Raw genomic sequence first — 26,519 nt, 5'->3', positions numbered from 1 at the left:
GCCTGGGGACGTTAAGTACGGAGGGCCTGCCGTATAGGGGCTCCGTTAAGCCTTCCCCAGCTGGCCGACTAGCGGCTTTTAGCTTCGTAAAGGTGCCCGCGGGCAACCTGCCCTTGTCCCCAATTACAATGGGGGCCATGGTGCCCCAGGACACCTTGAAGGCCTGGCTTCCCCAGTTAGCCTCCTGGCTCCTCGAGGACCTCGGCCATGGGGACCTCACCACCCTCCTCACCGTGCCCGAGGATCTTTGGGGCCGCGCGGCCATCCTGGCCAAGGAGGAAGGCGTCATCGCTGGGCTGCCGGTTGCCAAGGAGGTCTTTTTCCTAGCGGACGCCCGCATTGCCTTTACCGCTTTGGTGGGAGAAGGGGAAAGGGTGGGCCCTGGCCAGGAAGTGGCCCGCCTCGAGGGGCCCTTAAGGGGCATCCTGGCGGGGGAGAGGCTCGCCCTAAACCTCCTGCAGCGTCTATCCGGCATCGCCACCTTAACCCGGGCTTACGTGGAGGCCTTGAAGGGCACCAAGGCCCAGGTCTTGGATACCCGCAAGACCACTCCGGGCCTCAGGGCCCTGGAGAAGTATGCGGTGCGGGTGGGCGGGGGGAGGAACCACCGTTATGGCCTTTTTGACGGGATTCTCATCAAGGAGAACCACATTCGGGCCGCGGGGGGTGTGGCCGAGGCGGTGAAAAGGGCCAAGGCCGGGGCTCCCCACTACCTCAAGGTGGAGGTGGAGGTGGGAAACCTGGCCGAGCTGGAGGAGGCTTTGGAAGCAGGGGCGGATCTGATCCTTCTGGATAACTTTCCCCTCGAGGAGATCCGCGAGGCCGTGCGCCGGGTGGGAGGTCGGGTGCCTCTCGAGGCCAGCGGGAACATGACCCTGGAAAGGGCCCGGGCTGCCGCCGAGGCTGGGGTGGACTTTGTGAGCGTGGGGGCCCTGACCCATTCCGCCAAGGCCCTGGATCTTTCCCTCCTGGTAGTGCAGCCATGAGGGTATGGTGTGCTACCATAGAAGCATGGTGCGGACCCAGGTGCAGCTTACCGAGGAACAGGCCCAGCGCCTAAAGGCGCTCGCCCAGGAGGAAGGGGTGTCCCTGGCGGAGCTGGTGCGCCGGGCGGTGGAGGGGTATCTCCAGGAGAAGGGGAATGGGAGTTTTTCCGATCGGGCTGAGCGGGCCTTGGCCGTGGTGGGCCGCTTTGCCTCGGGCCTTACGGATGTGAGCCAGAAGCACGACCACTACCTGGCGATGGATGAGGACCGCCTTGGCCGTCTTCGTTGACACCTCGGCCCTTTACGCCCTCCTGGACCGGGACGACGCCTGGCACCCACAGGCGGCGGAAGGGTTTCGCCGCCTCTTGGCGGCTCGAGAGCGCCTGGTAACCCACAGCTATGTGGTGGTGGAAAGTGTGGCCTTGGTCCAGAAAAGATTGGGCCTCGAGGCGGTGCGGGCCCTTTGCCACGGCCTTTTAGAGGTTATCCATACGGTTCCCGTGGACGAGGACCTGCACCAGGTGGCCCTGACCGCCCTTCTGGCCTCTGGGAGGAGGGACATCAGCCTGGTGGACTGGACCAGCTTTTTCTTCATGCAGCGAAGGGGTTTGCGGAAGGCCTTGGCGTTTGACGAACACTTTTGGGAACAGGGCTTCAGCCCAGCGGAAGCGTAGAGCATGGAAAGGGATCTTCTCATCCAAGAGGTGCTCCGCCTGAAGGCGGAGCGGCAGGCAGTCATCTTAGCCCATTCCTACCAGCTTCCTGAGGTGCAAGAGGTGGCGGACTTCGTGGGGGACTCCCTGGGCCTAGCCCGGGAGGCGCAAAGGACCGAGGCCAAGGTCATCGTTTTCGCTGGGGTGCACTTTATGGCGGAAACCGCCGCCATCCTGAACCCAGAGAAAACCGTCCTCCTCCCCGACTTGGAGGCGGGCTGCTCCCTGGCGGACAGCATCCGCCCCGAGGATGTTCTGGCCTGGAAGAAGGACCATCCCGAGGGGATCGTGGTGGCCTACGTGAACACCAAAGCCGAGGTGAAGGCTCTGGCGGACGTATGTGTCACCAGCGCCAATGCGGTGGAGGTGGTGGCTCGCCTGCCCAAGGACCGGCCCATCTTCTTCGTGCCCGACATGTTCCTGGGTGCCCATGTGGCCAGGGTGACGGGGAGGAAACTGGACCTTTTCCCAGGGGAGTGCCATGTGCATGCGGGAATCCGCGAGGAGCACTTGAAGGCCCTTTTGGAGAAGCACCCCGGGGCTGAGTTCATGATCCATCCCGAGTGTGGGTGCGGCAGTAGCTGTCTTTTCCTCAAACCGGATGCCAAGATGCTCTCCACCGAAGGGATGGTCCGTTACGCCAAGAAGGCGGAGGCCAAGGAGTTTGTGGTGGCCACGGAGGTGGGGATCCTCCACCGCCTCTCCAAGGAGGCCCCGGGAAAGACCTTCATCCCGGTGAAGCCGGATGCCATCTGCGAGTACATGAAGCGGATCACCCTGGAGAAGGTTTACCTGTCCCTTAAGGAGATGCGCCACGTGATCCGGGTGCCCGAGGAGGTGGCCAAGAAGGCCCGGCGGGCCCTCGAGGCCATGGTGGCCGTGGGCTAAACCCAGGGGCGGAAGGACCCATGGTCACCTTAACCACCGACCTCCTCATCCTGGGTGCGGGTATCGCGGGAGTCTACGCCGCTTTGGCGGCGGAGGAAAGAGGGGCTAAGATCCTCCTTCTCAGCAAGGATCCCCTTCCCTCGGGTTCCACCCCCTGGGCCCAGGGAGGGGTAGCCTTCCCTTTGGATGAGGCCGACCTGGAAGCCCACCTCCAGGACACCCTTAGGGCTGGTCGGGGTTTGGTGGAGGAGGGGGTGGCCCGGTCCATCCTGGAGGAAGCTCCCCGGCACCTGGAAAAGCTTCTTTCCCTGGGGCTTCCCTTCCATTCCGAGCCCACCCGGGAGGGGGGGCACTCCCGACCGCGGGTACGGCACCTGGGGGGGGACAGGAGCGGCCTTTTCCTGCTCAAGGGGCTTCTCAAGCGGCTTAGGAGCCCGGTCCAGGAGGGTTACATGGCGGTGGCCCTGCTCCTCGGGGAGGGGCGGGTGGCAGGAGCCTTGGTCCTGGGGCCCGAGGGCTTGCAGGTGGTGCGGGCTGGAGCGGTCCTGCTGGCCACGGGGGGTTTGGGGAGGCTCTTCCCCGTGACCACCAACCCGAAAGGGGCCACAGGGGACGGCATGGCCCTGGCCTACCTGGCGGGAGCCACCCTGAGGGATCTGGAATTCATCCAGTTCCATCCCACTGCCCTTCCCGATGGAAGCCTGGTGAGCGAAGCCTGCCGGGGGGAAGGAGCCATCCTGCTCAACGCCCAGGGGGAGCGCTTCATGCCCCGCTACGATCCTTTGGGGGAGCTTGCCCCCCGGGACGTGGTGGCCCGGGCGGTTCACCGGGAGAGGGAGAGGACTGGGGGAGTTTACCTGGACCTGAGGCCCATTCCCCATCTGGAGTCCCGTTTTCCCACGGTGGTGGCTGCGGCACGGACCCTGGGCTTCGACCCCTTCCGGGAGCCTATTCCCGTGGCTCCCGCAGCCCACTACGCCATGGGCGGGGTCAAGACGGATCTTTCGGGCTACACGGGCCTCCCTGGCCTCTACGCCGCCGGGGAGGTGGCCTCCACGGGCTTCCACGGGGCAAACCGCCTGGCTTCCAACAGCCTCCTGGAGGGCCTGGTGATGGGGGAGCGGGCCGCCAAGGCAGCCCTTCAGGACCTAGTCCATCCGAAGAGGGTAGAGCCCTTACCCGTCCTGCTTCTGGATCCGGAACACCTAAAACCCCTACAGGAAAGAATGGGCCAGGCAGCTGGGGTGGTACGTCGGGGACAGGATCTCGCCCAAGCTTTGGCCTGGTTGGAAGGTCTTCCCTTGAAGGAAGCTCTTCCTGAGGACCTCTTTGCCCTTGGGGATCCCCGTGCTCTGCGCGCTTTCGTGGAAGCGGGCCACCTGGCTCTTTTGGCCCGGCTCCTCTTGCGCATGGCCCTTCTGCGGGAGGAAAGCCGGGGGGCCCACTTCCGAGAGGACTTCCCCGAGGAGGCCAAGGAACCCTACCACCTCGAGGTGCGGGGGACACCTGGGGCCGGGAGGGAACGGCCAGGCCTGGTGAGGGTACCCCTGGGCACTTCTCCTGTGCGGTAGCTTTTCCAGGCTGGATGGAGCTAGCCGGAGTATAATGCTCTTGGAGGTTCTTTATGAAAGGCCATCCCGATGTGATTCAAAGCCTTCAGGAAAGGCTTTCCGAGGAACTGGCCGCCATCTTGCAATACATGGTCCATGCGGAGATGGCGGAGAACTGGGGCTTTAAGGCTCTGGCCCGCCACCTTAAGGCCCATGCCATCACCGAGATGCGCCATGCGGAGAGGCACATCGAGCGCATCCTTTTCCTGGAGGGTTTCCCAGAGGTGAGCCGGATTGGGGAGATCCGGATCGGCAAAACGGTGGAGGAAATCCTTTTCCGGGACTACGAGGGGGAACTCCAGGCGGTGAAGGGATACAACGAAACCATGAACCTGGCCCAAAGCCTGGGGGATAACGGCACCCGGGACATGGTGGCGGAGATCCTCAAGGACGAGGAAGGCCACGTGGACTGGCTGGAGGCCCAGCGGGAGCTCTTGAACCAGATGGGGTTGCCCAACTACCTCCAGTACCTGGCCGGGGAAGCGGAATAGGCTCCGTAAAGGGGTTCAGGCTCACGGGCACGCCAGATCGCCCTCGGCTACAAAACCTCAACCCACAGGGGCCTTAAGGTTCTTGCGGGCCCAGCGGTCAATGGCGGCGATGACCGCCTCCAGCTCCCGCCCAGCCTCGGTGAGGCTGTACCGGGTGCGGGGGGGCATGAAGGATTCCACCTTCTTTTCCACCACGCCTAGATCCACCAAGTGCTCCAGGCGCTGGGAAAGGGTGGCAGGGTTTACCCCCCCGATGGCCCGGGACAGCTCATTGAACCCCTTAGGGCCTTCCAGGAGAGCCCTGATGATGTGCAGGGTCCACTTCTCCTGGAGGAGGTTCAAGGCGGCATAAACAGGGCAGAAGGCCGGTTCGTGCTCGGCCATACCCCCATGGTAGCACAGGTTAAGAGGAAGCTCCAAAATGTGTTTGCCCGGAGGGCAAAGCATCCGTGGGCTTTCGGGCCACCAGGGTGAGGATGGTATAGGCGGCCACGGTTTTGCCCTCCTGGTTCACCACCTCCACCGCCCACTCCACCACCCCGGATTTCTCGTCCCTAGGCCGTTTGGCCTTCACCGTGAGCCGGGCTTGCAAGGTATCCCCGATGCCCACGGGTTCGGTGAAGCGCAGGCCCTCGAGGCCGTAGTTGGCCAGGACTGGACCCGGGGCCGGATCCACGAAGAGCCCGGCGGCGGCGGAGAGGACGAAGTATCCGTGGGCCACACGCTTCCCGAAAAGGCTCTTTTGGGCGGCGATCTCGTCGGTGTGGGCGTAGAAGTGGTCCCAGGAAAGGTGGGCAAAAAGGGCAATGTCCGCTTCTGTGACCGTGCGGCGATGGGTCCAGAGGGTTTCCCCAATCTCCAGTTCCTCGTAGTACTTGCGGAAGGGGTGGATGCTGGCGGGTTTTTCCGCTCCCCTGGCGTACTCCCCGGTGAGAGCCTGCAGGGTGTGGGGATCGGCCTGGAGGGCCAGGCGGGCCAGGTGCCGCTTGACGGAAAGAAGCCCTCCCAGCTCCTCCCCGCTCCCTGCCCGTCCGGGTCCCCCGTGGAGGAGGCGGGGCAAGGGGGAGCCGTGGCCCGTGGAGCTATGGGCGTTGAAGCGGTTCAGAATGTGGAGCCGGCCCACCTCCCCGGAAAGCCCGAGGAGGTAGAAGCGGGACTCCTCGGGATCGGGGGTGGCCAGGGTGGCCGCGAGCATCCCCCCTCCCAACCGGGCCAGGCGCAGGGCTTCCTCCCGGTCCCGGTAGGGAAAGAAGGTGGCCACCGGGCCGAAGGGTTCCACCTGGTGGAGGGTTTCCGCCCAGGGATCCTCCGCCAGGAGCAGGGTAGGGGGAAAGAAGGCGCCGTCCCGCCTGCCCGGGTGCTGCCAGTACACCCTGGCCCCGGCGGCCAGGAGGGCTTCCACGGCCCTTTCCACCTCCTCCTTTTGCCCCAGGGAGGCCAGGGGCCCCAGGTCCACGCCCTCCTCCCTGGGGTCGCCCAGCTTAAGGCCCTCCAGATGCTTACGGGTGGCCTCGAGGAGGACCTCGAGGCGGCCCTGGGGTACCAGGACCCGGCGAATGGCCGTGCACCGCTGTCCGGTTTTGATGGAAAGCTCCTGGGCAATCTCCCGGGCCAGCCTCTCCACCTCCTCCTCCCCTGCCTTTTCCCCCAGGATGGCGGCGTTTAGGGAGTCGGTTTCCGCATTGAAGAGGGCGCCTCGCTCCAAAAAGGCGGGGTGGCGCCTTAAGCGGTCTGCGGTGGCCTTGGAGCCTGTGAAGTAGACGCTATCCCGGTGGTCCAGGGCCTCCAGGGCATCCCCCAGGCTTCCGGCCACGAACTGGAGGCTTCCTTCCGGCAGAAGCCCGGACTCCAGCATGAGACGCACCACTTCCTCGGCCACGTGAGCGGTGGGGGTGGCCGCCTTGGCCAGGGTGGGCACCCCTGCCAAGAAGGCAGGGGCGAACTTCTCCAAAAGGCCCCAGACCGGAAAGTTGAAGGCGTTGATCTGAACCGTGATTCCGCCCTTGGGGCCCAGAAGATGCCTTCCCTGGAAGGAAAAGTCCTTGCTTAAGGGAAGGTTTTCCTCCTCGGGGAGGAGGTTTCCCTCGGGAAGCGTCCGGGCCAAGGAGCTATAGGTGAAGAGTACCCCGATACCCCCGTCCACGTCGTACCAGGCATCCCGACGGGTTCCCCCGGTGGTGGCGTAGAGCCGGTAGAGCTCCTCCTTCCGCTCGGAAAGGTACTGTGCCAGGGCCCGAAGCCTTCGGCCCCGCTCCTGGAATCCCATGCCAAGGAGGGCTTTCCCCCCTACCTCCCTTCCCCAGGCCACCGCCTCCTTGAGGGGCAGGCCCTCCGAGGTCACGTGGGCCAGCACCTCGAGGGTGGCGGCATCCTGCACCGGTACCCCTTCTCCTGCGCCCGTTAACCATTGGCCCATGAGGTAGCTTTTTACCTTCAAGGCTTCCTCCTTGAAATCGAACTCCTTTGACTCCCTGCCCTCCAGGACAAAGGCCCGGTACACCTCCAAGTCCCGGGCCTTATGTTTCCCCTTCAGACGGTCTTAAAGGCCTCAAAAACCTCCCCGCAGGCAGCGCACTGGTAGAGCATCTTGCACAGGGTGGCCCCAAAGGTGTTCTTGAGGACCACCTCCTGGCTTCCGCACCGGGGGCAGGGGGGATCCTTCCCCGCCAGGGGAAGGGGGAGGGGTGGAGCCACGCCGTAACCCAGGAGCTTCCTTCGGGCTTCCTCGGCCATGTCCTCGGTGCTCCAGGGGGCCCTGGCCTCCACCACCTCCACCTCCTTGGCTCCTGCCTCCCGCAGGGCCTTTTCGATCTCTTCGCGGATGAGCCGTATGGCAGGGCAGCCGGAAAAGGTGGGGCGGAAGCGGACCCTGACCTTTTCCCCTTCCGCCTCCACCCCCAGGACCATCCCCATCTCCACGATGTTGAGGACGGGGATCTCCGGGTCCTTAACCCCTTTTAGGGCTTCCCAGTACCGCTCTACCATGCTTTGGCCTCCGGGTCCCAGCGGGCCACGGACTGCATCTCCGCGAGGAGGGACCAGAGGTACTCCGTATGCTCCTGGCGGCTTTTGGGCACGTACCCTCCCTCAGGCGGCCTTAGGCCCGAGCGCACCAGGTGGGCGGTTACCTCCTCCAGGTAGGGGGCTTCAAGGGCCTTGAGATCCGGTACCACCCTTGCCTCCACCAGGGCCTCGTCCCCGGGGAGAGGCTGGAAGAGCTGGCGAACGTAGGGGAAGAGGGTTTCCAAAGCCTCTTGCGCCCGGCGGTGGGATTCCTCCGTGCCCTGGCCCAGGCGCTCCACCCAGAGGGAAGAGTGCTTCAGGTGGAACCTCTCCTCCTTTAGGATGCGGCTTGCCGCCTCGGCCAGGGGGGGGTAGGTGCTCCGGGTCGCCTCCTTAAGCCAGAGGTTCTCGTAGGCGTCAAAGAGGTACTGCCGCACCATGGTGAAGGCCCAGTCTCCCTTGGGCAGCTCCACCAGGACGGCGTTTTGGAACTCCAGGGGATCGCGGAAGTAGACCAGGCGGTCGGGGTCGGAGCCGTCCAGCTCCTGCCGGAGCTCCAACCAGACCTTGGCGTGGCCCAGCTCATCCTGGGCCAGGTTGGCGATGGCGATATCCTCCTCGAGGATGGGGGCATGCCCCACCCACTCGGAAAGCCGCTGGGCCAGGACCACCTCATCGTCGGCCCAGGCGGTGAGCCGGGCCACCAGGGCGTCCTTCAGGTAGGCCTCAAGCATTCTCCACCCCCTTGGCGGTGATGAGCCCGTAGTAGCTTTGCAGGCGGTAGGTCTTTTCCTTGGCCGGGGCGAACCAGCTTTCCACCACTTCCTCCGTGGGTTCGGTCCCCACCACCAACCGTTCGGGAACCGCCCAGAAGGCCACCCCTTGGGCCTGCAGGAGGGCTTGGGCTACGGCATCCTCCGGGCCTTGCGCCAGGAAGCGGCCTACCAGGTCCCCGTAGACCATGCTCCGGCGGTGGCTCCGCTTGGCAAAGACCCAGTAGGGTTCTTCGCTTCCTCCCTCCCTCCTGCTGGGCTTCAGATCCTTTAGGCCCTCCTGGGAAACGTGAAAGAAGGCTTCGGCCGGGGCCACGAAAAGGGCGTAGGCGGAGGGGCGCCGCACGAACACGTGCCGGGCCACCAAGAGGGCGTGCTCCGGGTCAGCGGCGTGTACGGAGCCCACCATCTGGGGGGGGCTTGCCTGGGTGTCCTGCTTGATCACCTCAAACCGGGGCCACTCGGTTCCCCACATGGTCTCCTCCTAATCCGCGGCCTGGGCCAGGCGGCGCTTACCGTAGGCCTCGAGGGCCTCCCGCACCCAACGGCCCTCCTCGTGGGCCCTTCTCCTGGCCATGAGCCGGTGCCGGTTCATGGGGCCTTCCCCGTTGATCACCTTCCAGAACTCATCCCAGGGGATGGGCCCGTGGATCCAGTTGCCCGTCTTCTCGTCGTAGCGGAGGTCGGGGTCGGGGATGGTAAGCCCAGCGTCCAAGAGCTCGGGGACATGCTCGTTCAGGAACTCCTGGCGCACCTGGTCGTTGGTCTTGGTCTTGATGCCCCAGCGGAGAAGGAGGGGGGTGTGGGCGGAGTCGGTGTCGTGGGGCCCGGCCATCATCAGGGTGGGCCACCACCAGCGGTTCAGGGCATCCTGCACCATCTGGCGCTGTTTCTTGGAGCCCCTGGCGTAGAGGAGAACCGCCTCCTTCCCCTGCTTGTGGTGGAAGGTTTCCTCAGCGCAGATGCGGACCATGGCCCGGGAGTAGGGCCCGTAGGAGCACTGGGCCAGCATGGTCTGGTTCTTTATGGCCATGCCGTCCACCAGCCAGCCGATGATGGCCACGTCCGCCCAGGTGAGGGTGGGATAGTTAAAGATGTTGGAGTACTTGGCCCTGCCGGAAAGGAAGGCCTCCACCATTTCTTCCCGGGTGATCCCCAGGGTTTCGGCGGCGTGGTAGAGGTATTGCCCGTGTCCGGCCTCGTCCTGAACCTTGGCCAGCAGGATGAGCTTCCGCCGGATGGAGGGAGCCCGGGTAATCCAAGCGCCCTCAGGAAGCATGCCCACCCACTCGCTATGGGCGTGCTGGGAGATCATGCGGATGAGCTGGCGCCGGTACTCGGCGGGCATCCAGTCCCCGGGCTCGATCTTTTCCCCCCGGGCAATACGGGCCTCAAACTCCTCAAGCCTTTCCTGGTAGTCGGGATCCTCTGGGTAGCCGATCTTGAGCTTAACCATTCTCGCCTCCTTTCTCCTTATTAGCCTCCACGCCCAAGGCCCTCAGGATGAGGGTGGCGTAGGCTTCCGAAAGTTCCTCCAAGGTAAGGGGCCCTTCGGGCCGGTACCACTGGTACGTCCAGTTCAGGGCGGAAAGGACAAAGAGGGTGGCCAGGCGGAGGTTTTCCACCCGGAAGACCCCTTGTTCCATTCCTTCCCGGATCACCGCCTGCACACCTTCCTCGTAGCGGCGCCTTAAGGCCTTGGCCTCCTCCAGAAGGGGAGGGGAGAGGTGTTTCCACTCGTGGAAGAAGACCGTGGCCCGGGGAAGTTCCTGGGCGATGACCTCAAGGTGGCCCCGTACCAGGCTTTTCAGCTTGGACACGGGGTCGCCCTTAAGCCCTTCCAGGACCCCCAGGAACCTCTCCGCAGCCTGGCGCACCACCTCCAAGAGAAGCTCCTCCTTGGAAGTGATGTGGGCGTACAGGCTTCCCCCCTGGAGGTTGAGGTGCTTGGCCAGCTCCCGCATGCTGGTGGCGTGGTAGCCTCGCTGGCTGAAGAGGTAGCCTGCAACGGTGAGGATTTGCTCGCGCCGCTCCATGGCTAACGGTCGTTTGTTAGGGTAGCACACCTAAGGCGAAGGGACAAGTGTCCTGGCTCACCTTTTCGCCCCCGCTTGACCGCCTGGGGCCGGTGTGGTAGCATGGGTTCCAACCGAATGGTCGGTAAGGAGGTTGGGGATGGCTTGGAAGAAAGTCTTTGTGTGGGCTTTCCTTTCGTCACTCCTCGTGAGCTTTGCCCAGGGAACGGGTCCTTGGCCAAGGCAGCTCCTCTTCGGCTCCACGGAGGTGGGCACGGCGGGCTATTCCCTGCTGGTGGCCTGGTCAGGGGAGTTTTCCGCCGCTACGGGGGTCCAGGTGCGGGTTTCCCCCGGCGCCACGCCCACCATTACGGGGTGGCTATTGGAGCGTCGGGTGGACTTCATCTCCGCGCCGCTCACGGTGCTGGTGGAGTCCTTGGACGGGGAGCCGGGGTACCGCCCCGGGCCCCTGCGGGTGGTTTACCCGGCCATCCTAACCCCCTGGGGTCTCATGACCCGCGGGGATACCCCTTACCGGCGGGTGCAGGACATAGGGCCGGGGGTACGGGTAGCCTGGCCCCCCTTCTCCTACTTCCACCGCATTTTGGATGGCCTCTTTGCCTGCCGGGGGATGAGCCGGGAACAGGCGCGCTTGGTGCCCGTGGCTAACTACAACGCCAATTCTCGGGTGATTGCCGAGGGCGGGGCGGATATAGCCTTCACCTCGCCCGTGTCAGACGTGAACGTGGAGGTGGAGGGGAACCCCAGGGGGATACGCTGGCTCCCCGTGCCCACACCGCAGGAAGACCGTACCTGCCTTCTGCGTTGGCAGCGGGCTTACCCCCTTCTCAAGCTCGTCCGGCCCGCAGACGTAGGGGTTACCTCGGCCCGGGGGGTGCGGACCTTCGTCATCCCTAGCGTCTACTACACCCGGGCCGACGTGGACGAGGCCCTGGTCTACCAGCTCGTGAAGTGGTGGGACGAGAACCATGCCCTCTATGGGGACAAGCATGCCATGGCCCGCTACCAAACCCTGGAGAGCCTGCGCTTCGTGGTGGAAAACCTTTCCGTGCCCCTCCATCCCGGGACCGTGCGCTACCTGAAGGAGAAGGGGCTATGGAATCAGGCGATGGAGGCGAAGCAGATAGCCTCTGTACGCCTTGCGGACCAGTACGCCACCCTTTACGAAAGGGCCTTGGCCCTCGCGCGTTCCCGCCGCATCAGCACCGATCCCGCAAGCGAAGCGTGGCAGCGCTTCTGGCGGGAATTCCTGGCGCAAAACCGCGTGCCCCGCTTCTCCGAGGCTTGGAGGCCCTAGCATGGAGGGCCGGTGGGACAGGCTTCCCGCGTGGGCTCGAGGCTGGGTACGGGCCGCTTCGCTCCTGGGCCTCACCTTAATCCTCTACTACCTCCTGGGTAGCCCCCTCGTGGGCTTTGCCCTCCTGGACTTCAGCTATTACTGGTTGCTTTTGGCCCTCTACCTGCCCGTGGTCTTTCTCCTCTTCCCCGCCCGTCCCCAAGACACCCGGCCCCGGTGGTACGACTACGCCCTCGCCTTGGGCGTGTCGGCGGCAGGAGTCTTCCTCGCCCATCACGGCCCGAGCATGGTCCTTCGGCCTTGGACCAACCCGGAAGCCCCTTGGCAGGTGGCGTTGGCCCTCTTTCTCCTGGGGGTGGTGCTGGAGGGGGCGAGGCGGGTGGGGGGGATGGGTTTCGCCTTGGTGGCCCTGGTCCTTGCCGCTTATCCCTTGCTGGCTCCTTACCTGCCGGGCCTCCTCTGGGGACCTTCCCTCCCATGGCAGGAGGTGTTGGGCTACGCCATCTACTCCACCCAGGGGCTCATGGGCTTGCCGATGCGCACCGTAGGCGAGCTATTGGTGGGTTTCCTCGTCCTGGCTGCCTTCTTGGTGGCCTTGGGGGCAGGACAGGTCTTCCTGGAGGTGGCCTCGGCCCTTTTCGGCTGGGCTCGAGGGGGGGCCGCCAAGGTGAGCGTGGTGGCAAGCGCCTTTTTCGGCAGCCTGAGCGGGAGCATCCTCTCCAATGTGGCGAGTACGGGAAGCCTCACCATCCCCGCCATGATCCGCTCGGGGTTTTCCCGGAGCTACGCCGCAGCGGTAGAGGCCTGCGCCTCCACAGGGGGTGTGCTCATGCCCCCGGTGATGGGGGCCGTGGCCTTCGTTATGGCCAACCTCTTGGGCGTGCCGTATGGCCAGGTGGTGGCCGCCGCCCTCCTGCCCTCCCTGCTCTACTACCTGTCCCTCTTCGCCCACGTGGACCTCTACGCTGCCCGCCACGGGCTTCGGGGCCTGCCGAGGGCCGAACTACCTCCTTTGGGGCCAAGCCTAGGCCGGGGGCTTCCCTTCCTGATGGCCTTGGGCTTTCTGGTCTTCGCCCTTTTGTACCTCCGCTTGGAACGCCTCGCCCCCTTCTACGCCCTGGGCTTTCTCCTCTTGGCCGCGGGCAGAAGGCTGCGCTGGGAAGCCTTGGACCGGGCCCTGGTGGGCGCCGCCTCCCTCATCGGCCAGACCCTGGCCCTCATCCTCCCCGTGGGGCTCATCCTCGCCGGGCTTGTGGGGACGGGGGTGGCCCCGGCCCTCACGGGGGCTCTGGTGCGGATGGGAGCGGAAAACCTCTACCTGGTCCTCTTGGTGGGCGTGGCTATCGCCTTCGTCTTGGGGATGGCGGGGGTGATGGTGGCCGCCTATATCCTCCTCGCCGTGACCCTGGCCCCCGCTCTTGTGCGCATCGGGGAGTTTAACCCCTTGGCGGTTCACCTCTTCATCGCCTACTGGTCCATGCTCTCCGCCATCACCCCCCCTGTGGCCGTGGCCGCCTTTTTGGCTGCCCGCATCGCGGGGGCTTCCCCCATGGGGGCGAGCTTCACCGCGGTCAGGCTAGGGCTTGCCATCTACTTCCTCCCCTTCTTTTTCCTCTTTGAACCTGCCCTAATCCTTCAAGGAAGCCTTTTCTCGGTGGCCTACCATGTGGTCTTTGCGGTCCTGGGGCTCCTCTTTCTGGTGGGGGCCCTGGAAGGGTATTTCTGGGGCTTGGGCCCCCTCCCCCTTTGGGCGAGGGGCGTCTTTGGGGTGGGAGGGATCCTTTGCGCCATCCCGGAAACCCTCACCAGCTTCCTCGCCCTTCCGGGGCTTTTGCTCGTGGCCCTGGCCCTGGGCTTGCGCCGGCGGGTGGGGCAGAGGGGAGGCATGGAAGGATGACCGCACGGGAGAGCGCCCATAGGTGGCTCAAGGAGCGGGGTATCCCTTGGGTTTTCGGCAATCCAGGCTCTACCGAGATTCCCTTTCTCCTGGGCCTGGAGGAGGTGGCCGGTTACGTTCTCGCCCTCCACGAGGGGGTGGCGGTGGCCATGGCCGAGGGGTACGCCCAGGCCAGCGGCCAGGTGGCCGTGGTGAACCTCCATGCAGCGCCGGGCCTGGGAAACGCCATAGGGGCGCTTTATACTGCCCGGAAAAACCGCTCGCCCCTTCTCGTCACCGTGGGCCAGCAGGACCGGCGGCACCTCTTCCGCGACCCTCTCCTCTCCGGACCCCTGGTGGAGATGGCGCACCCCGTTGCCAAGGTTGCCTTCTCCGTGGAACGGGGAGCCGACCTGCCGGAGGCCCTGGAGCGGGCCTACCACCTGGCTCTGACCCCCCCTCGAGGGCCCGTGGTGGTGGCCATTCCCATGGACCTTTGGGAAGAGGAGGCCCCACCTCCTCGGTGCAAAGCCCTCCACCTTCCGGGTATGGCCCAAGGCTTGGAGGCCTTGGCCGAGAGCCTGGACCGGGCTACCCGACCGGCCCTGGTCCTGGGGGGAGGAGCGGACACCCCCTTGGCCCGCCAGGCGGCCTTCCGCCTCGCTGAGGCCTTGGAGGCCCCCGTGTTCTCCGACCCCATAAGCCCGCGCCACCCGTTCCCCACACAACATCCCCTTTACCGGGGGGTACTGCCTCCCGTGGCCCAGCGGATCCGGGGGATCCTCGAGGCCTTTGATGCGGTCCTGGTGGCCGGTGCGCCCTGCTTTCTCCTCTACCCTTACTCCCCGGGCCCCGCGGTGCCCACGGGCACCCGGGTCTTCCTCCTTACCGACGATCCCGAGGAGGCGGCCCGGGCGGAGGCCCAGGAGGTCTACTTGGGCCACGTGGCCCTGGGGCTGGAGTTCCTCTCCCAGCGGGTCCGGCCCCGGGCGGGAGCACCGCCCCAGGGGGTCTTTGCCCCTTTGCCTACCCCCCAAAGCCCCTCGGGCCGCCTCAACCCCCCCTACGCGGCGGCTCGCCTTGCCCAGGCCCTGTCCCCCAGGTTCGTCGTGGACGAGGCCATCTCCCTAAGTGGGGTCTTTCGGCGCCACCTGCGGCAGGAGGGGGGAGGCTACCTACACGGGGCGAGCGGGGGGTTGGGCTTCGCGGCGCCGGCCGCTTTGGGGGCTGCGTTGGCTGGCCAAAGGGCTGCGGCGGTGGTGGGGGAGGGGAGCTTCCTCTTCGCACCCCAGGTCCTCTACACGGCCCGCGAGCTCCGGGCGGATGTGGTGTTCGTGGTCCTGAATAACGGAGGGTACGGCATCCTCAAGGGGTTTGCCCAAAGCCTCTACCCGGGCCAGGCGGAGCGGGTTCCGGGCCTCGCCCTTTCGGGGGTGGATTTCTGCCAGCTAGCCCAGGCCTTCGGCGTTCCCGCAGCCCGGGTGGAGGACCCTGAGGGTCTGGAGGCGGCCTTGGCTTCGCTTCCCTCTGGGCCCTTCCTCCTGGAGGTGGTGGTGGACCCCACGCCCCACCCCGCCTTCTAAAGGGTCAAAGGCCTAGGTACGTCCTCTGGAATGACGGGTCTTCCAGGAGGGCCTTGGCCTCCCCCTGGCGGACCAGGCGGCCGTTGGAGAGCACGTAGGCTCGGTCTGCCAGGGCAAGGGCCTGGGCCGCCTCCTGCTCCACCAGAAGCACCGTTACGCCCTCCTTTCGCACCCGGGCTACCTGCTCTAGGACCAGGGCCCGCACCTTGGGGGCAAGCCCGGTGGAGGGTTCGTCAATGGCGAGCAGTCTGGGCTTACCCATGAGCGCCCGGCCCAGGGCGAGCATCTGCTGTTCCCCCCCGGAGAGGTCCCCCGCCCGCTGCCGCCTGCGCTCCGCGAGCCTAGGGAAAAGGCTGTAGACGTATTCCAGGCACGGCCGCACCTCGGCCTTGGGCAGAAGAAGCCCCCCCGCCAGGAGGTTTTCCTCCACGGATAGCTCCCGGAAAGGCCGCCGCCGTTCGGGGCAGAGGACCAGGCCAAACCGGGCGATCTCGTGGGGGAAGAGGCCATCAATGCGCCGACCTTGGAAGAGGACCTTGCCTTGGAGCTTGATTTCCCCGGCCCGGGTGCCCCGGTGGAGCCAGGCCTCGAGGCGGGTTAGCCCGGAGATGGCCCTGAGCAGGCTGGTCTTGCCTGCACCGTTGGGCCCCACCAGGCAGACGAGCTCCCCCTGCCGCACCTCTAGGTCCACCCCGAAGAGGATCTGGGCCTTGCCGTAGAGCAAGGAGAGCCCCCGCACCTCAAGCATGGGGCACCTCCCCCAGGTAGGCCTCAATGACCCTGGGGTCCTGGACCACCTGGCTTGGGGTGCCCTCGGCCAGGACCTCGCCGAAGTTCAAGACCACCACCCGGTCGGCGATTTTGAAGAGCTCGGAGAGCTTGTGCTCAATGATGACCATGGCGCACCCCTCGCTGTGAAGCCGGCCAAACCGCCCTCCCTTGCGCAAGCGGGCCAAGGATTTGGCCAAAAGCTCCGTTTCCACAGGGGTAAGGCCGGCAAAGGGCTCGTCCAGGATCAAAAGCTCAGGCTCCGTGGCCAAAGCCCGGGCGATTTCCAGGCGCTTCAGCTCCCCTTGCGAGAGGACGGAGGCGGGCTCCTTTGCCTTGTCGGCGATGCCCACAAACTCCAGGGCGTCCAGGGCGCGGGCCTCCGCTCGCTTCACCCAGTCCCCCTTACGCCCTCCCCGGGGTCCGTAGGCTGCCACCAGCACGTTGGCCAGGACCGGAAGCCGCCTCAAAGGCCTGGGGTTCTGGAAGGTGGCGGCAAGCCCCAGGCGCACCCGCTCCCATGTGGGCAAGGGGGTGATGTCCCTCCCCTTGAAGAAGACCCGCCCCCCGTCGGGCCGGTGGATGCCGAGGAGGACCCGCAGGAGGGTGGTCTTGCCAGCCCCGTTGGGGCCAATGAGCCCCAGGATCTCCCGCTCGCCCACCCGGAGGTCCACGCTGTTTAGGGCCAGGAGCCCCCCGAACCGCTTGGTGATCCCCCTAGCCTCCAAGAGCGCCACCCTCCACCTCCTCCCTAAGCTCCCGGCGGGAGACCTTGCCCACGTCGGTTTTGGGAAGCTCCCCGCGGAACTCTATCTCTCGGGGAAGCTTGTAGGGGGCAAGGCGCTCCCTCAGGAAGCTGAGCAGGTCCTCCTCCGTCACCTTGCCCCGAGCCTCGGGTTCCAGGACCACGTAGGCCTTGGGGTAAGCCCCCACCTTGGGGTCCGGCACCCCGATCACTCCCGCCGCCTTTACCAAGGGGTGGGCCCGCAAAGCCTCTTCAATCTCCCGAGGGAAGACGGGCCGGCCCTTGTACTTGATCATGTCCTTGGCCCGGTCGTAGAAGTGGAAGTACCCCTCCTCGTCCATGCGCACCAGGTCTCCCGTGCGGAAGAAGCGGAGTCCGCGTTCCCTGAAGAAGCTTTTGGCGTTCTCCTCTTCCCGTTGCCAGTAACCCTGGGTGACGTTGGGGCCGGCAAGGGCAAGCTCCCCCACCTCCCCCACGGGGACGGGCTCGAGGGTGTCGGGGTCCACCACCAGGGCCTGGACGCAGGGCAAGGGGATGCCAAAGGACCCTCGCTTGACCCGTTCCCTGGGGTTGACGTGGCTTGCGGCGGAGGTTTCCGTCATCCCGTAGCCTTCGGCGACCTCCCGGCCGGTGCGCTGGAAAAAGGCCTCCGCCGTGGCCTCGTGCAGCGTGTCGGCCCCGCTTAGGACCACCTCGAGGCGCTTCCAATCCACCCAGTGGGTCCTGGGGTGGTCCCGGAGGAGCTCGTACAGGGAAGGGACGCCGAAGAAGTGGGTGGCCCGGTAGCGCACCATGGCCTCCAGGATCCAGTCGGGGTCGGGCGTGGAAAAGACCAAAAGCCGGGCCCCGGAAAGGAGCCCCCCAAGGAGGAGGACCACCTGGCCGTAGATGTGGTAGAAGGGCAGAAAGGCTAGGAGGGTGCTCCCTGGGCCGAAGGGGTTGAAGCTCTGGATCATCCGGTGGGCGGCGAGAAGGTTGTGGTGGGTAATCCGCACCCCCTTGGGCAGACCCGTGGTGCCCCCGGTGTAGGGGAGGGCGGCCAGGTCCTCGCCCTGTCGGGGTTCTGGGGCAGGAAGGGGGTTTGCCCGCAGGAGGTCGGAGAAGGTATAGACTCCAGGGCCCCGGGGCACGGGGAGGCGGCGTACCAGGAGCCTCTGCCAGGAGGGCAGGGCCTCCCAAAGGGAAACCACCACCTTCCCCTCCAGCTCCACCCCTGCCCGCTCGGCGTTTTCCAGAAGGGCGTCCTGGACCACGAGGAAGCGGGCGCCTGAGTCTAAAAGCTGGTGCCGGAGCTCGTGGGAGGTATAAAGGGGGCTTACCGGCACCACCACACCCCCCGCCCAAAGGATGCCCAGGTAGGCCACGGCGAACTGGGGACTGTTGGCCAGGTAAAGGCCCACCCGGTCTCCCGGCCTAAGGCCTAGGCCCTTAAGCCCTCCGGCAAAGCGGCGTATGGCCTCGTGGAGGTCGGCGTAGCGGTAGGTGCGCCCGTAGTAGACCAAGGCGGTCTTCCCGCCGAAGCGCAGGAAGGCCTCCTCCACCTGCTGGCTGACGCTCCCTACGGGAAGGGGAACTTCTTTGGGCGTGGTGGGAGGGTAGAAGCGAAGCCAAGGGCGTTCCCAATAGACCTCCGTCATGCCCGCACCTCCAAGCGCATCTCCACGCCACAAACGCGGCACCGCCTTCGGGTGAAGGGGTTGCGGACCTTGCACCGGGGGCACTCCTCCTCGAGGCGGTCCAGCACCCCCCGCACCACCCCCTGGGGCAGGAAGCGCATGACCAGGAGGATGAGGACGGCAAACCCCACCATGCGCCACTCCTCGGCCACCCGCAACACCTCCAGAAGGGGCACAAGGAGGAAGGTGCCCGCCACGGGGCCGTAGATGGTGGCGATACCGCCAAAAACCGTCCAGATAACGGGCTGAATGGAGTTAAAAAGCGACAGGCTATCCGGGCCCGCCACCCGCAGGTAGTGGGCGTAAAGCCCTCCTGCCAGTCCGGCGAAGAAGGCGCTTACGGCAAAGGCCAGGAGCTTGTAGGCCACGGTGTTCACCCCTACCATGCGCACCGCGGCTTCATCCTCCCTTAGGGCGTGGAAGACGAGGCCCACCCGGGAGTTGGCTATCCTCCAGAGAATGTAGACGGAAACAAGCATGGTGAGGGTGACCAGGTAGTACTCCTCTAGGCGGCTCTGGCCAAGGCGGGGAAGCCCCGAAAGCCCCAGCTCCCCTCCCGTGAAGTCCGGAAAGAGGAAGATGAACCCGAGCGCCAGGATGGGAAAGGCCAGGGTGATCAGGGAGAGGTAGGGTCCCTTTACCCGAAGGGAGGGTAAGCCCACGAGAAGGCCCGCAAGGGTAGCCAACGTGGCCCCCAAGGGAATGGTGGCCCAAGGGGCTAGACCGAGTTCCCGGCCCAGCAGGGCGGAGGTGTACCCCGAGATGCCAAAGAAGAAGGCGTGGCCCAGGCTCACCTGGCCGGTGTAGCCCGAGAGGAGGTCCCAGCTCGCCGCATAGAGGGCGAAAAGGCCGGACAGGGTGAGGATGCGCAGGAGGTAAGGGTCTTGCGAGAAAAGGGGGAAGAGGAGGAGGAAGAGGATGAAAAGCAGAGCGATAACCCGGCTCGGCAGGGCGAAGACCTCGTACCTAAGGAAACGTAGGAGCCACGGGACGGACCAGATGCGCAGGGGACTGGTCATCGCTCCTCCGCAAAGGATGCGCCGAAAAGGCCCTCGGGTTTGAACACCAGTACCAGAACCAGCACCAAAAGGGCCACGGCGGTGCGCAGGAAGGCGCCCCCAGGCACCAGGTTCACCACCACCACCTCGGCGAAAGCCAGAATCAAGGCTCCCAAGAGGGCTCCTAGAAGGCTTCCCAGGCCCCCCAGGACCACCGCCGCCAGCACCACCAGGAGGGGAGCGGTCCACATGTGGGGCTCCAAGGTGGCCATGGGGGCCACGGCAAGGCCCGCCAGAGTGGCCAAGAGGGCCCCCAGGCCCACGGCCCAGTACCCAGCCCGGGAGAGGCTTACCCCCACCAGTTCCGCCGCCTCCATATCCTGGGCGGCGGCCCGGATGGCAAGCCCAACGCGGCTCCCTTTGAGGAAGGCCCAGGCCAAAAGGAGGACGAGAGCGGCGAACGCCAGGGCGAGGAGCGCCTGCTGCGCCACCCGGACCCCCAGGATCTCCACGAAGCCGGGCAGGAGGGCTGGCACGGAACGGAAGTGCCCCCCGAAAAGGAGGAGGAGAACCTCTTGGAGGAGGAGGGCTATGGCGATGGTAACGATGAGGATGGTGGCCTCGTGTTCCCGCAAAGGCTCAAGGAAAAACCTGTAGGCGAGGAGGGCAAGGCCCAGGACCAAAAGGGCGGCGAGGAAGGCGGCGGGGAGGAAGCCCGTGTATCCCAGGAGGAATAAGAGGGCATAAGAGGCGGCCATGTAAAAGGCCGTATGGGCTAGGTTGAGGATGCGGGCCACCCCGTAGGTGAGGGCGAATCCCAGGGCCAACATGCCGTAGATCCCGCTTAGGACCAGCCCGTTGACCAAGATGGCGGCGAGCATCTACCGCCTCCAGGCCTCCACCACCCAGGGAGGGAGCTGGTAGGGCCGCACGCCCGCATACCCCACCACCCGGTCCCCCGCGCGCCAAGCCCGGGGCCAGAAGGCCTGCATCCGGTTCCCCACCCACTGGACGCCCAGGCCCGTGGTGTACCCAGGGCCCCAGGTGACGTCATGCACCTTGTCAAAGACAATCCTGCCCGAGGGGCCCACGTGGTCCGTGGCCTCGAGGGCCTTGACCACCGCCTCGGCTTCCAGGCTCCCCGCCCGGAGGATGGCCTCCTTCAGGAGGTGGAGGGCCACGTAGGCCCCGCTGGCCGTGTAGATGGGGAAGCGCTTGAAACGGCTCTGGAAGTTGCTGATGAAGGGAAGGGTCTTGGGCGTTATGGCCACGCCCGGGGCCAGGGTGTTCAGCGTGGCCACATAAGCCCCCAGTCCGTCTGTGGCCTGGAGCCACGTTTCCTGCTGGGCTTCCACATTGATTCCCACGGGGGCGGCGGGGATCTTGAGCCTACCCCAGTCCCGGCCAAAAGGTACCCCTACGGGCCCCGAGAGGACCGTGTAGATCACCTGGGCTTGGGCCCGCTGGATGGCGGTGAGCTCAGGCGTGACGTCCGTGGCCGTGGCCGAGGGCCGCCAGACCCCCACCACCTCGGCCCCGTACCCTTGGGGGGGTGGGGCGGCGATGAGGCGGCTTGCCGTTTCCACCAGGGGATCGGCCCAGGCGGCCCGTTCGGCCAGGATGGCCACCTTGGGCTTGGGCAGGTTGAGCTGTTGGCGCATCGCCTGCACCACCTCTCCTAAGAGGAGCAGGGAGGTGCGTGCCAGGTCGCTGGATTTGTTGGGGCTCACGCGGAAAAGGTACTTGAAGCGCTCGTAGTTGCGATCCACCCGGCCAGCGAGGATGCCGTCTAGGGCGGCACCCGTGATGAGGAAAGGCTTCTTGTAGTCCGCCGCTACCTCGGTCATGGCCAGGACAGCTTCGCTGCGAAAGCCCCCGATGAGGAAGTCCACCCTTTGGGCCGTGATGGCCCGTTCCACGGCGGTGGCAGCATCCGTCACGCTGGTGATCTCGTTGGTGTCCACGCGAACGAGCTCAATTCGGAACGCCCGGCCGCCCACCACCACCCCGCCTTCCCGGTTGATCTCCTCCGCCGCTAGGGTGGCCCCGTACCACGTGTGCTCCCCTTGAACGAACGCCATAGGGCCCACCACGCCCACGCGAATGACCTGGGCGAAGGCGGACCCCCCCAGGGTGGCCAGCAACACCAAGAGGCTTGTCTTGGTCCAGCTACGCCCCATCAGCCTCCCTCCCTTCCACCGGTGGGGCGCGCCTAAGTAAGCCTGCTAGGTGTAGACCCTGGCCCGCATGGAAAGCGCGCCCGAACTTACCGACCGGTTGGTTATCATGCTAATCTGCCCCCTCCGCCCCTGTCAAGTCCACCCGGGCTTGTCCGGGGTACACCCCAGAGGCGGGGGGAACACCCGCAACGGGGATAGGGCCCACCCCCTCCGACCCACGCCCGCACCGCCGGGGCCCATGGCCGGCACCTTGCAGAACTTCCCGCAGGTGGTCTAGCACCCTTTGGGTCAAGCTTGACAAAAGCGAAGGGATAAGGCTATCGTGGAACTTACCGACCGGTCGGTGACCTATGGTGACCACCACGAAAGTGCGCATCCTCGAGGAGGCCGCCAAACTCTTCACCGAGAAGGGTTACGAGGCCACGAGCGTCCAGGACGTCGCCCAAGCCCTGGGCCTTTCCAAAGCGGCCCTCTACCACCACTTCCGGAGCAAGGAGGAGATCCTTTTGGCCATCAGCCTCCAGGCCCTGGAGGGCCTGGTGCGGGCCGGGGAGGAGGCCCTGGCCCACCCGGACCCGAAAGAGGCGCTTCTCCGCTTCATGGAGGCCCATGCCCGCTACTTTGAGGAGAACTACCCCTTCTTCGTCACCATGCTCCAGGGCATAAAAAGCCTCTCCCCGGAAAACCGGGCCCTCACCAACCGGCTTCGGGACCGGCACGAGGCGAACCTTAGGGCCATCCTTCGGCGGGGCGTGGAAGCGGGCGTCTTCCGCCCCGTGGACGTGGCCCTGACGGGCCGGGCGGTGCTCTCCCTCCTCAACTGGATGATCCGCTGGTTCCGCCCGGGAGGGCCCATGCGGGCGGTGGAGGTGGCCCGCGCCTATCACGACCTGATCCTTAGGGGGTTAGAGGATGGAAGTACCCGAGCACAAGGAGCTTAGGGCCTTGGCCCGCCGCTTCCTGGAGGAGGCGGCCCCGGCCCTGAGGGAGTACGAGGAGAAGGAGGCCTTCCCCTGGCCCTTGGTGCGGCGTATGGGGGAGCTGGGCTTCCTAGGCGTTTTCGTCCCCGAGGACCTGGGCGGGGCGGGGCTGGACTTCTTCGCCTACCTTGCCCTTTTGGAGGAGATGGGAGGCTACGCCTCCTTGCGCTCCATCCTCTCCGTGCAGCAGAGCCTGGTCCTCACCCCTCTCCTCACCTACGGCACGGAGACGCAAAAGAAGCGGTATGTACCCCTCCTCGCCCGAGGAGAGGTCCTTGGCGCCTTCGGCCTTACCGAGCCCGAGGCGGGGTCGGATGCCGCAAGCCTCCGCACCCGGGCCTATAGGGACGGCGACCATTACATCTTGGAAGGCCAGAAGACCTTTATCTCCCACGGCAACGTGGCCGAGGTCTTCCTCATCTTCGCCAAGACGGACCCCGACAAGGGGGCCAAGGGCATCACCTGCTTCCTGGTGGAGCGGCAGGATGGGGTGCGCACGAGCCCCTTGAAGGGGAAGCTCGGCCTGAGGGCGGCGGACACGGGCATGGTCTTCCTGGACGGGGTGCGGGTGCCCAAGGAGCGGGTGTTGGGCCAGGAAGGGGAGGGCTTTAGGATCGCCCTTTCCACCTTGGACACGGGCCGCATCTCCTTGGCGGCGGGGGCGGTGGGGCTCATGGGGCGGGCGTTGGCGCTTTCCCTTGCCTATGTGAAGGAGAGGCGGCAGTTTGGCCGGCCCATCGCCGGTTTCCAACTGGTCCAGGAGCACCTGGCGGAGATGAAGCTGGATCTGGAGGCCTCGAGGCTCCTCACCTACCAGGCGGCCTGGAAAAAGGTCAAGGGGGAGCCCTACACCCTAGAGGCCAGCCTCGCCAAGCTCTACGCCTCCGAGGCCGCCAACCGGGTGGCCTACCGGGCCATCCAGGTCCACGGCGGCTACGGCTTCTTTGAGGAGTACGAGGTGGCCAGGCTCTACCGGGACGCCCGCATCCTGACCCTCTACGAGGGGACAAGCGAGGTGCAGAAGCTCATCATTGGGGCGCACCTCACGGGAACGAAGGCTTTTGACCCAGGGAGGTGAGGGTGGTATGCGGCTTTGGCGGCTTTTGGCGCTAGGCATGGCCCTCCTGGGCCTGGCCTTGGCCCAGGTGCGGGAGGGGGTGGACCTCGGGGTGCTCCAGGCCTTCAAGGCCCGCCTCGAGGCGGAGGTAGCCCAGGGCCGGCTCCCCGGCGCGGTGGTCCTGGTGGCACGGAACGGCCAGGTGGTCTTCCACGAGGCGGTGGGCTACCTGGACCCCAAGGCGCGGACCCCCATGGCCAAGGAGGCCATCTTCCGCATCTACTCCATGACGAAGCCCTTGACCTCGGTTCTCGCCCTACAGCTCGTGGAGGAGGGGCGGCTTTTCCTCACGGACCCCCTTGCCCTCTACCTCCCCGAGTTCCGGGAGATACGGGTGGGGGTGGAGCGGGCAGGCCCCGAAGGAAGGCCGGTGCTGGAGCTTGCGCCGTCCCAAAGGCCCATCACCCTCTACGACCTCCTGCGCCACACCTCGGGCATCACCTACGGCATCTTCTTTGACTCCCTGGTGAAGCAGGAGTACCGCAAGGTAAACGCCGACGCCCTGGACCAGACCCGGGAGGAGTTTTTGGCCAAGCTCGCCCGCCTTCCCCTCCAGTTCCAGCCTGGCACCCTCTGGGAGTACGGCAACTCCACGGACCTTCTCGGCCACCTCCTGGAAAGGGTCACGGGCAAGAGCCTCGCCGAACTCATGGAGGAAAGGATCTTCCGGCCCTTGGGCATGGTGGATAGCGGCTTCCAGGTGCCCCCGGAAAAGTGGGGCCGTGTTGCGGAACCTCCCGAGCGGGATCCCTTCACGGGAACCCCTACCCCCCTTCCCCTGAACGTGCGGGAGGCGCCCAAGCGCTATTCCGGCGGGGCAGGCGCCGTGGCCACAGCCCAGGACTACCACCGCTTTCTGCAGGCCCTGTTGAACGGCGGGGAGTTTGGGGGACGGCGCATCCTCTCCCGCAAGGGGGTGGAGCTCCTCACCCAGGACCACCTGGGTCCCCTCTACCTTCCCTCCCTACAACGGGGGGCCCCTTACCTCCCCGGCTTCGGGTACGGCTTCGGCCTGGGGGTGGCGGTGCGCCTCGAGGACGGGGGAAGCCCCTTGCCCGGCTCCAAGGGGGATTATTACTGGGCGGGGCTTTTTGGCACCTACTTCTTCGTGGACCCCAAGGAACGCCTCATCGGCGTTTTCATGATGCAGAACCCCGGGGGGCGCACCTATTACGCCGGGCTTTTCCGGAACGCCGTTTACGCCAGCCTGCGCTGATGGGGAGGCTCTCGGACAAAACCGTGCTCGTGACCGGAGCGGCCCATGGCATCGGCCGGGCGGCCTTGGAGCTCTTTGCCCGGGAAGGGGCTAGGCTCGTGGCGGTGGATGTGGAGGAGGAGGCCTTGGCCGAGGCCGTGGCTCCCCTGGAAGGGGAGGCGGTGGCCGTGGTGGCCGATGTAAGCGTCCCCGAAGGGGTGGAGGAGGCCTTCCGGGAGGCCTTGGAGGAGTTCGGGACGCTCCACGGGGTGGCCCACTTCGCGGGGATAGCCCATAGCGGCCTCTCTTGGAAGCTCCCCTTGGCGGAGTGGGAACGGGTGCTCCGGGTGAACCTCACGGGAAGTTTCCTGGTGGCCCGAAAAGCGGGGGAGGCCATGGAGGGGGGAAGCCTCGTCCTCACCAGCTCCGTGGCCGCCTTGGGTGCCCTGGGCCTTGCCCACTACGCCGCGAGCAAAATGGCCGTGGTAGGCCTCGCCCGCACCTTGGCCTTGGAGCTTGCCCGCAAGGGCATCCGGGTTAACGTCCTCGTCCCGGGCCTCATCGCCACCCGGATGACCACGGGGTTGCCCGAATGGGCATGGCGGCGAGAGGTGGAGGCCACCCCCCTTGGCCGGGAAGGCCGCCCCGAGGAGGTGGCCCAGGCGGCCCTCTTCCTCCTCTCCGATGAGGCGAGCTATATCACCGGCCAGGCCCTTTACGTGGACGGGGGCCGCTCCATCGTGGGCCCCGGGGCTTACCTTTCGCTTGCGCAGAGGAGGTGATGGGAGATGCCCATGTACTTTGAGGACTTTGAGGTCGGCCAAAGGTTTTCCACCCCGGCCCGCACGGTGACGGAGGCGGACGTGGTGAACTTCGCCGGGGTTTCCGGGGACTATAACCCCATCCACACCGACGCCGAGTTCGCCAAGGAAACCCCCTTTGGCCAGCGCATCGCCCACGGGCTTTTGGTGCTTTCCATGCTCACGGGGCTTCGGCAACGGGCGGGCCACTTTGAGGGCACCATCATCGCCTGGATGGAGATCCGGAACTACCGCTTCCTGAAGCCTGTCTTCATCGGGGACACGGTGCGGGGGGAAAGCGAAATCGTGGAGAAGCGGGAAACCAGCAAGCCGGACCGGGGCATCCTGGTGCAGAGGGTCAAGGTCTACAACCAGCGGGGCGAGGTGGTGCAGGAAGGGGAGTTCGTCACCCTGGTGCGGCGGAGGCCCGCTTGAGCCCCTTTGCCCGGTGGTTCCAGGCGGAGGTCCTGAGGAAGGAAAAGGGCGAGGCGGAGCTTCGCCTACAGGTGCGGGAAGAGTTCCTGCAGGGCCAAGGCCTCGTGCATGGCGGCATCCTCGCCGCCCTGTTGGATAGCGCCCTGGGCCAGGCGGTGGAAAGCTTAGGGGTCAAGGTGGTCACGGCCGAGCTTTCCGTGAGCTACCTACGCCCTGTACGGGAGGGGGTGCTCCTCGCCCGGGGGTGGGTGGTCCACCCCGGCCGGCACCTCCTCCACGCCGCCGGGGAGGTCCTTTGGGAGGGGAAGCGGGTGGCCTTCGCCAAGGGGGTCTTCTACCGGGTAGCCTAGGGCTATACTGGGTCTAAAC

At 65.9% G+C, this 26,519-nt stretch carries 28 protein-coding genes and 1 pseudogene; 15 read left to right on the top strand and 14 right to left on the bottom strand.

The window, feature by feature from the left end:
* The first annotated feature begins 137 nt into the window (after positions 1–137).
* From nadC to bfr, 6 genes are read left to right on the top strand one after another with little or no spacing between them, the layout of a single operon-like run.
* Positions 138–986 (top strand): carboxylating nicotinate-nucleotide diphosphorylase, encoded by an 849-nt coding sequence (gene nadC / locus G584_RS0100490; protein WP_418954019.1) that lies wholly within the window; start codon positions 138–140, stop codon positions 984–986.
* A 25-nt stretch (positions 987–1,011) separates the two neighbouring features.
* Positions 1,012–1,275, top strand: a complete 264-nt coding sequence (locus tag G584_RS0100485; protein WP_028492859.1) for a type II toxin-antitoxin system VapB family antitoxin — start codon at positions 1,012–1,014, stop codon at positions 1,273–1,275.
* A complete protein-coding gene (locus G584_RS0100480; RefSeq protein ID WP_245563269.1) occupies positions 1,259–1,660 on the top strand; it encodes a type II toxin-antitoxin system VapC family toxin in 402 nt (133 codons plus the stop codon). Before G584_RS0100485 ends, G584_RS0100480 begins: the two co-directional genes overlap by 17 nt.
* Positions 1,661–1,663: 3 nt before the next feature.
* Positions 1,664–2,587, top strand: coding sequence for a quinolinate synthase NadA (gene nadA / locus G584_RS0100475; protein WP_028492857.1), 924 nt, complete (start codon positions 1,664–1,666; stop codon positions 2,585–2,587).
* Between the two features lie 20 nt (positions 2,588–2,607).
* A complete protein-coding gene (gene nadB / locus G584_RS0100470; protein WP_028492856.1) occupies positions 2,608–4,158 on the top strand; it encodes an L-aspartate oxidase in 1,551 nt (516 codons plus the stop codon).
* Positions 4,159–4,211: 53 nt separating this feature from the next.
* Positions 4,212–4,688, top strand: coding sequence for a bacterioferritin (bfr, locus tag G584_RS0100465; protein WP_019550930.1), 477 nt, complete (start codon positions 4,212–4,214; stop codon positions 4,686–4,688).
* A 57-nt stretch (positions 4,689–4,745) separates the two neighbouring features.
* Here bfr and G584_RS0100460 read toward each other — a convergent pair whose 3' ends face one another.
* The 7 genes from G584_RS0100460 to G584_RS0100430 form a co-directional block, all read right to left on the bottom strand.
* Entirely contained in the window at positions 4,746–5,072 is a 327-nt protein-coding gene (locus tag G584_RS0100460; protein ID WP_028492855.1) for a winged helix-turn-helix transcriptional regulator, read from the bottom strand.
* A gap of 19 nt (positions 5,073–5,091) precedes the next feature.
* Positions 5,092–7,125, bottom strand: coding sequence for a phenylacetic acid degradation bifunctional protein PaaZ (paaZ, locus tag G584_RS0100455; protein WP_028492854.1), 2,034 nt, complete (start codon positions 7,123–7,125; stop codon positions 5,092–5,094).
* Positions 7,126–7,217: 92 nt separating this feature from the next.
* A complete protein-coding gene (gene paaD, locus G584_RS0100450; RefSeq protein WP_028492853.1) occupies positions 7,218–7,673 on the bottom strand; it encodes a 1,2-phenylacetyl-CoA epoxidase subunit PaaD in 456 nt (151 codons plus the stop codon).
* Positions 7,667–8,425 carry a 1,2-phenylacetyl-CoA epoxidase subunit PaaC gene (paaC, locus tag G584_RS0100445; protein WP_028492852.1) on the bottom strand — a complete coding sequence of 253 codons (759 nt, stop codon included), beginning with the start codon at positions 8,423–8,425 and terminating at the stop codon, positions 7,667–7,669. Before paaC ends, paaD begins: the two co-directional genes overlap by 7 nt.
* Entirely contained in the window at positions 8,418–8,939 is a 522-nt protein-coding gene (locus tag G584_RS0100440) for a phenylacetic acid degradation protein (RefSeq protein WP_028492851.1), read from the bottom strand. Before G584_RS0100440 ends, paaC begins: the two co-directional genes overlap by 8 nt.
* Positions 8,940–8,948: 9 nt before the next feature.
* Positions 8,949–9,920: a 1,2-phenylacetyl-CoA epoxidase subunit PaaA gene (paaA, locus tag G584_RS0100435; protein WP_028492850.1), complete on the bottom strand. Its 972-nt coding sequence runs from the start codon at positions 9,918–9,920 to the stop codon at positions 8,949–8,951.
* Entirely contained in the window at positions 9,913–10,500 is a 588-nt protein-coding gene (locus tag G584_RS0100430) for a TetR/AcrR family transcriptional regulator (RefSeq protein WP_028492849.1), read from the bottom strand. Before G584_RS0100430 ends, paaA begins: the two co-directional genes overlap by 8 nt.
* 139 nt (positions 10,501–10,639) lie before the next feature.
* Here G584_RS0100430 and G584_RS0100425 point away from each other — a divergent pair, with 139 nt between their 5' ends.
* Genes G584_RS0100425 through G584_RS13040 form a run of 3 tightly spaced genes read left to right on the top strand, consistent with a single transcriptional unit; the run spans position 10,640 to position 15,256 of the window.
* A complete protein-coding gene (locus G584_RS0100425; RefSeq protein WP_028492848.1) occupies positions 10,640–11,797 on the top strand; it encodes a TAXI family TRAP transporter solute-binding subunit in 1,158 nt (385 codons plus the stop codon).
* 1 nt (position 11,798) lies between these two features.
* On the top strand, positions 11,799–13,694 hold the full coding sequence (locus tag G584_RS0100420; RefSeq protein WP_038050608.1) for a TRAP transporter permease: 1,896 nt from the start codon (positions 11,799–11,801) through the stop codon (positions 13,692–13,694).
* Positions 13,691–15,256 (top strand): thiamine pyrophosphate-binding protein, encoded by a 1,566-nt coding sequence (locus tag G584_RS13040; protein ID WP_038050607.1) that lies wholly within the window; start codon positions 13,691–13,693, stop codon positions 15,254–15,256. Before G584_RS0100420 ends, G584_RS13040 begins: the two co-directional genes overlap by 4 nt.
* Before the next feature lie 4 nt (positions 15,257–15,260).
* On the opposite strand, the gene G584_RS0100410 is transcribed toward G584_RS13040, so the two are convergent.
* The 7 genes and pseudogenes from G584_RS0100410 to G584_RS0100385 all read right to left on the bottom strand — a co-directional run bounded on the left by G584_RS0100410 (position 15,261) and on the right by G584_RS0100385 (position 21,623).
* The gene (locus tag G584_RS0100410; RefSeq protein ID WP_028492846.1) at positions 15,261–16,004 is read right to left on the bottom strand and encodes an ABC transporter ATP-binding protein; all 744 of its coding nucleotides are present in this window, start codon (positions 16,002–16,004) and stop codon (positions 15,261–15,263) included.
* A complete protein-coding gene (locus G584_RS13180) occupies positions 15,997–16,155 on the bottom strand; it encodes an ABC transporter ATP-binding protein C-terminal domain-containing protein (protein ID WP_418954026.1) in 159 nt (52 codons plus the stop codon). The genes G584_RS0100410 and G584_RS13180 overlap by 8 nt, the downstream gene beginning before the upstream one ends.
* 108 nt (positions 16,156–16,263) lie before the next feature.
* Positions 16,264–16,728, bottom strand: a pseudogene (locus G584_RS13175) (ABC transporter ATP-binding protein); the annotation flags it as partial.
* Between the two features lie 13 nt (positions 16,729–16,741).
* Positions 16,742–18,406, bottom strand: coding sequence for an AMP-binding protein (locus G584_RS0100400; protein WP_028492844.1), 1,665 nt, complete (start codon positions 18,404–18,406; stop codon positions 16,742–16,744).
* Positions 18,403–19,464: a branched-chain amino acid ABC transporter permease gene (locus tag G584_RS0100395; protein WP_028492843.1), complete on the bottom strand. Its 1,062-nt coding sequence runs from the start codon at positions 19,462–19,464 to the stop codon at positions 18,403–18,405. Before G584_RS0100395 ends, G584_RS0100400 begins: the two co-directional genes overlap by 4 nt.
* Positions 19,461–20,324, bottom strand: coding sequence for an ABC transporter permease subunit (locus tag G584_RS0100390; protein WP_028492842.1), 864 nt, complete (start codon positions 20,322–20,324; stop codon positions 19,461–19,463). The genes G584_RS0100395 and G584_RS0100390 overlap by 4 nt, the downstream gene beginning before the upstream one ends.
* Complete coding sequence (locus G584_RS0100385) at positions 20,325–21,623, bottom strand: ABC transporter substrate-binding protein (RefSeq protein WP_038050606.1); 1,299 nt, start codon at positions 21,621–21,623, stop codon at positions 20,325–20,327. It abuts the gene before it with no gap.
* A gap of 350 nt (positions 21,624–21,973) precedes the next feature.
* On the opposite strand from G584_RS0100385, the gene G584_RS0100380 reads away from it, so the two are divergent.
* From G584_RS0100380 to G584_RS0100355, 6 genes are read left to right on the top strand one after another with little or no spacing between them, the layout of a single operon-like run.
* A complete protein-coding gene (locus G584_RS0100380; protein WP_028492840.1) occupies positions 21,974–22,564 on the top strand; it encodes a TetR/AcrR family transcriptional regulator in 591 nt (196 codons plus the stop codon).
* Positions 22,536–23,681 (top strand): acyl-CoA dehydrogenase family protein, encoded by a 1,146-nt coding sequence (locus tag G584_RS0100375; protein ID WP_028492839.1) that lies wholly within the window; start codon positions 22,536–22,538, stop codon positions 23,679–23,681. The genes G584_RS0100380 and G584_RS0100375 overlap by 29 nt, the downstream gene beginning before the upstream one ends.
* Before the next feature lie 7 nt (positions 23,682–23,688).
* Positions 23,689–24,936 (top strand): serine hydrolase domain-containing protein, encoded by a 1,248-nt coding sequence (locus G584_RS0100370; RefSeq protein ID WP_028492838.1) that lies wholly within the window; start codon positions 23,689–23,691, stop codon positions 24,934–24,936.
* Positions 24,936–25,697, top strand: coding sequence for an SDR family NAD(P)-dependent oxidoreductase (locus tag G584_RS0100365; protein ID WP_028492837.1), 762 nt, complete (start codon positions 24,936–24,938; stop codon positions 25,695–25,697). Before G584_RS0100370 ends, G584_RS0100365 begins: the two co-directional genes overlap by 1 nt.
* A gap of 6 nt (positions 25,698–25,703) precedes the next feature.
* Positions 25,704–26,150: a MaoC family dehydratase gene (locus tag G584_RS0100360; RefSeq protein ID WP_028492836.1), complete on the top strand. Its 447-nt coding sequence runs from the start codon at positions 25,704–25,706 to the stop codon at positions 26,148–26,150.
* Complete coding sequence (locus tag G584_RS0100355) at positions 26,147–26,500, top strand: PaaI family thioesterase (RefSeq protein ID WP_028492835.1); 354 nt, start codon at positions 26,147–26,149, stop codon at positions 26,498–26,500. Before G584_RS0100360 ends, G584_RS0100355 begins: the two co-directional genes overlap by 4 nt.
* The last annotated feature ends 19 nt before the right edge of the window (positions 26,501–26,519 follow it).

Source organism: Thermus antranikianii DSM 12462 (assembly GCF_000423905.1).
Taxonomy (GTDB): Bacteria; Deinococcota; Deinococci; order Deinococcales; family Thermaceae; genus Thermus; species Thermus antranikianii.
This window is presented reverse-complemented; position numbering and strand designations above follow the sequence as displayed.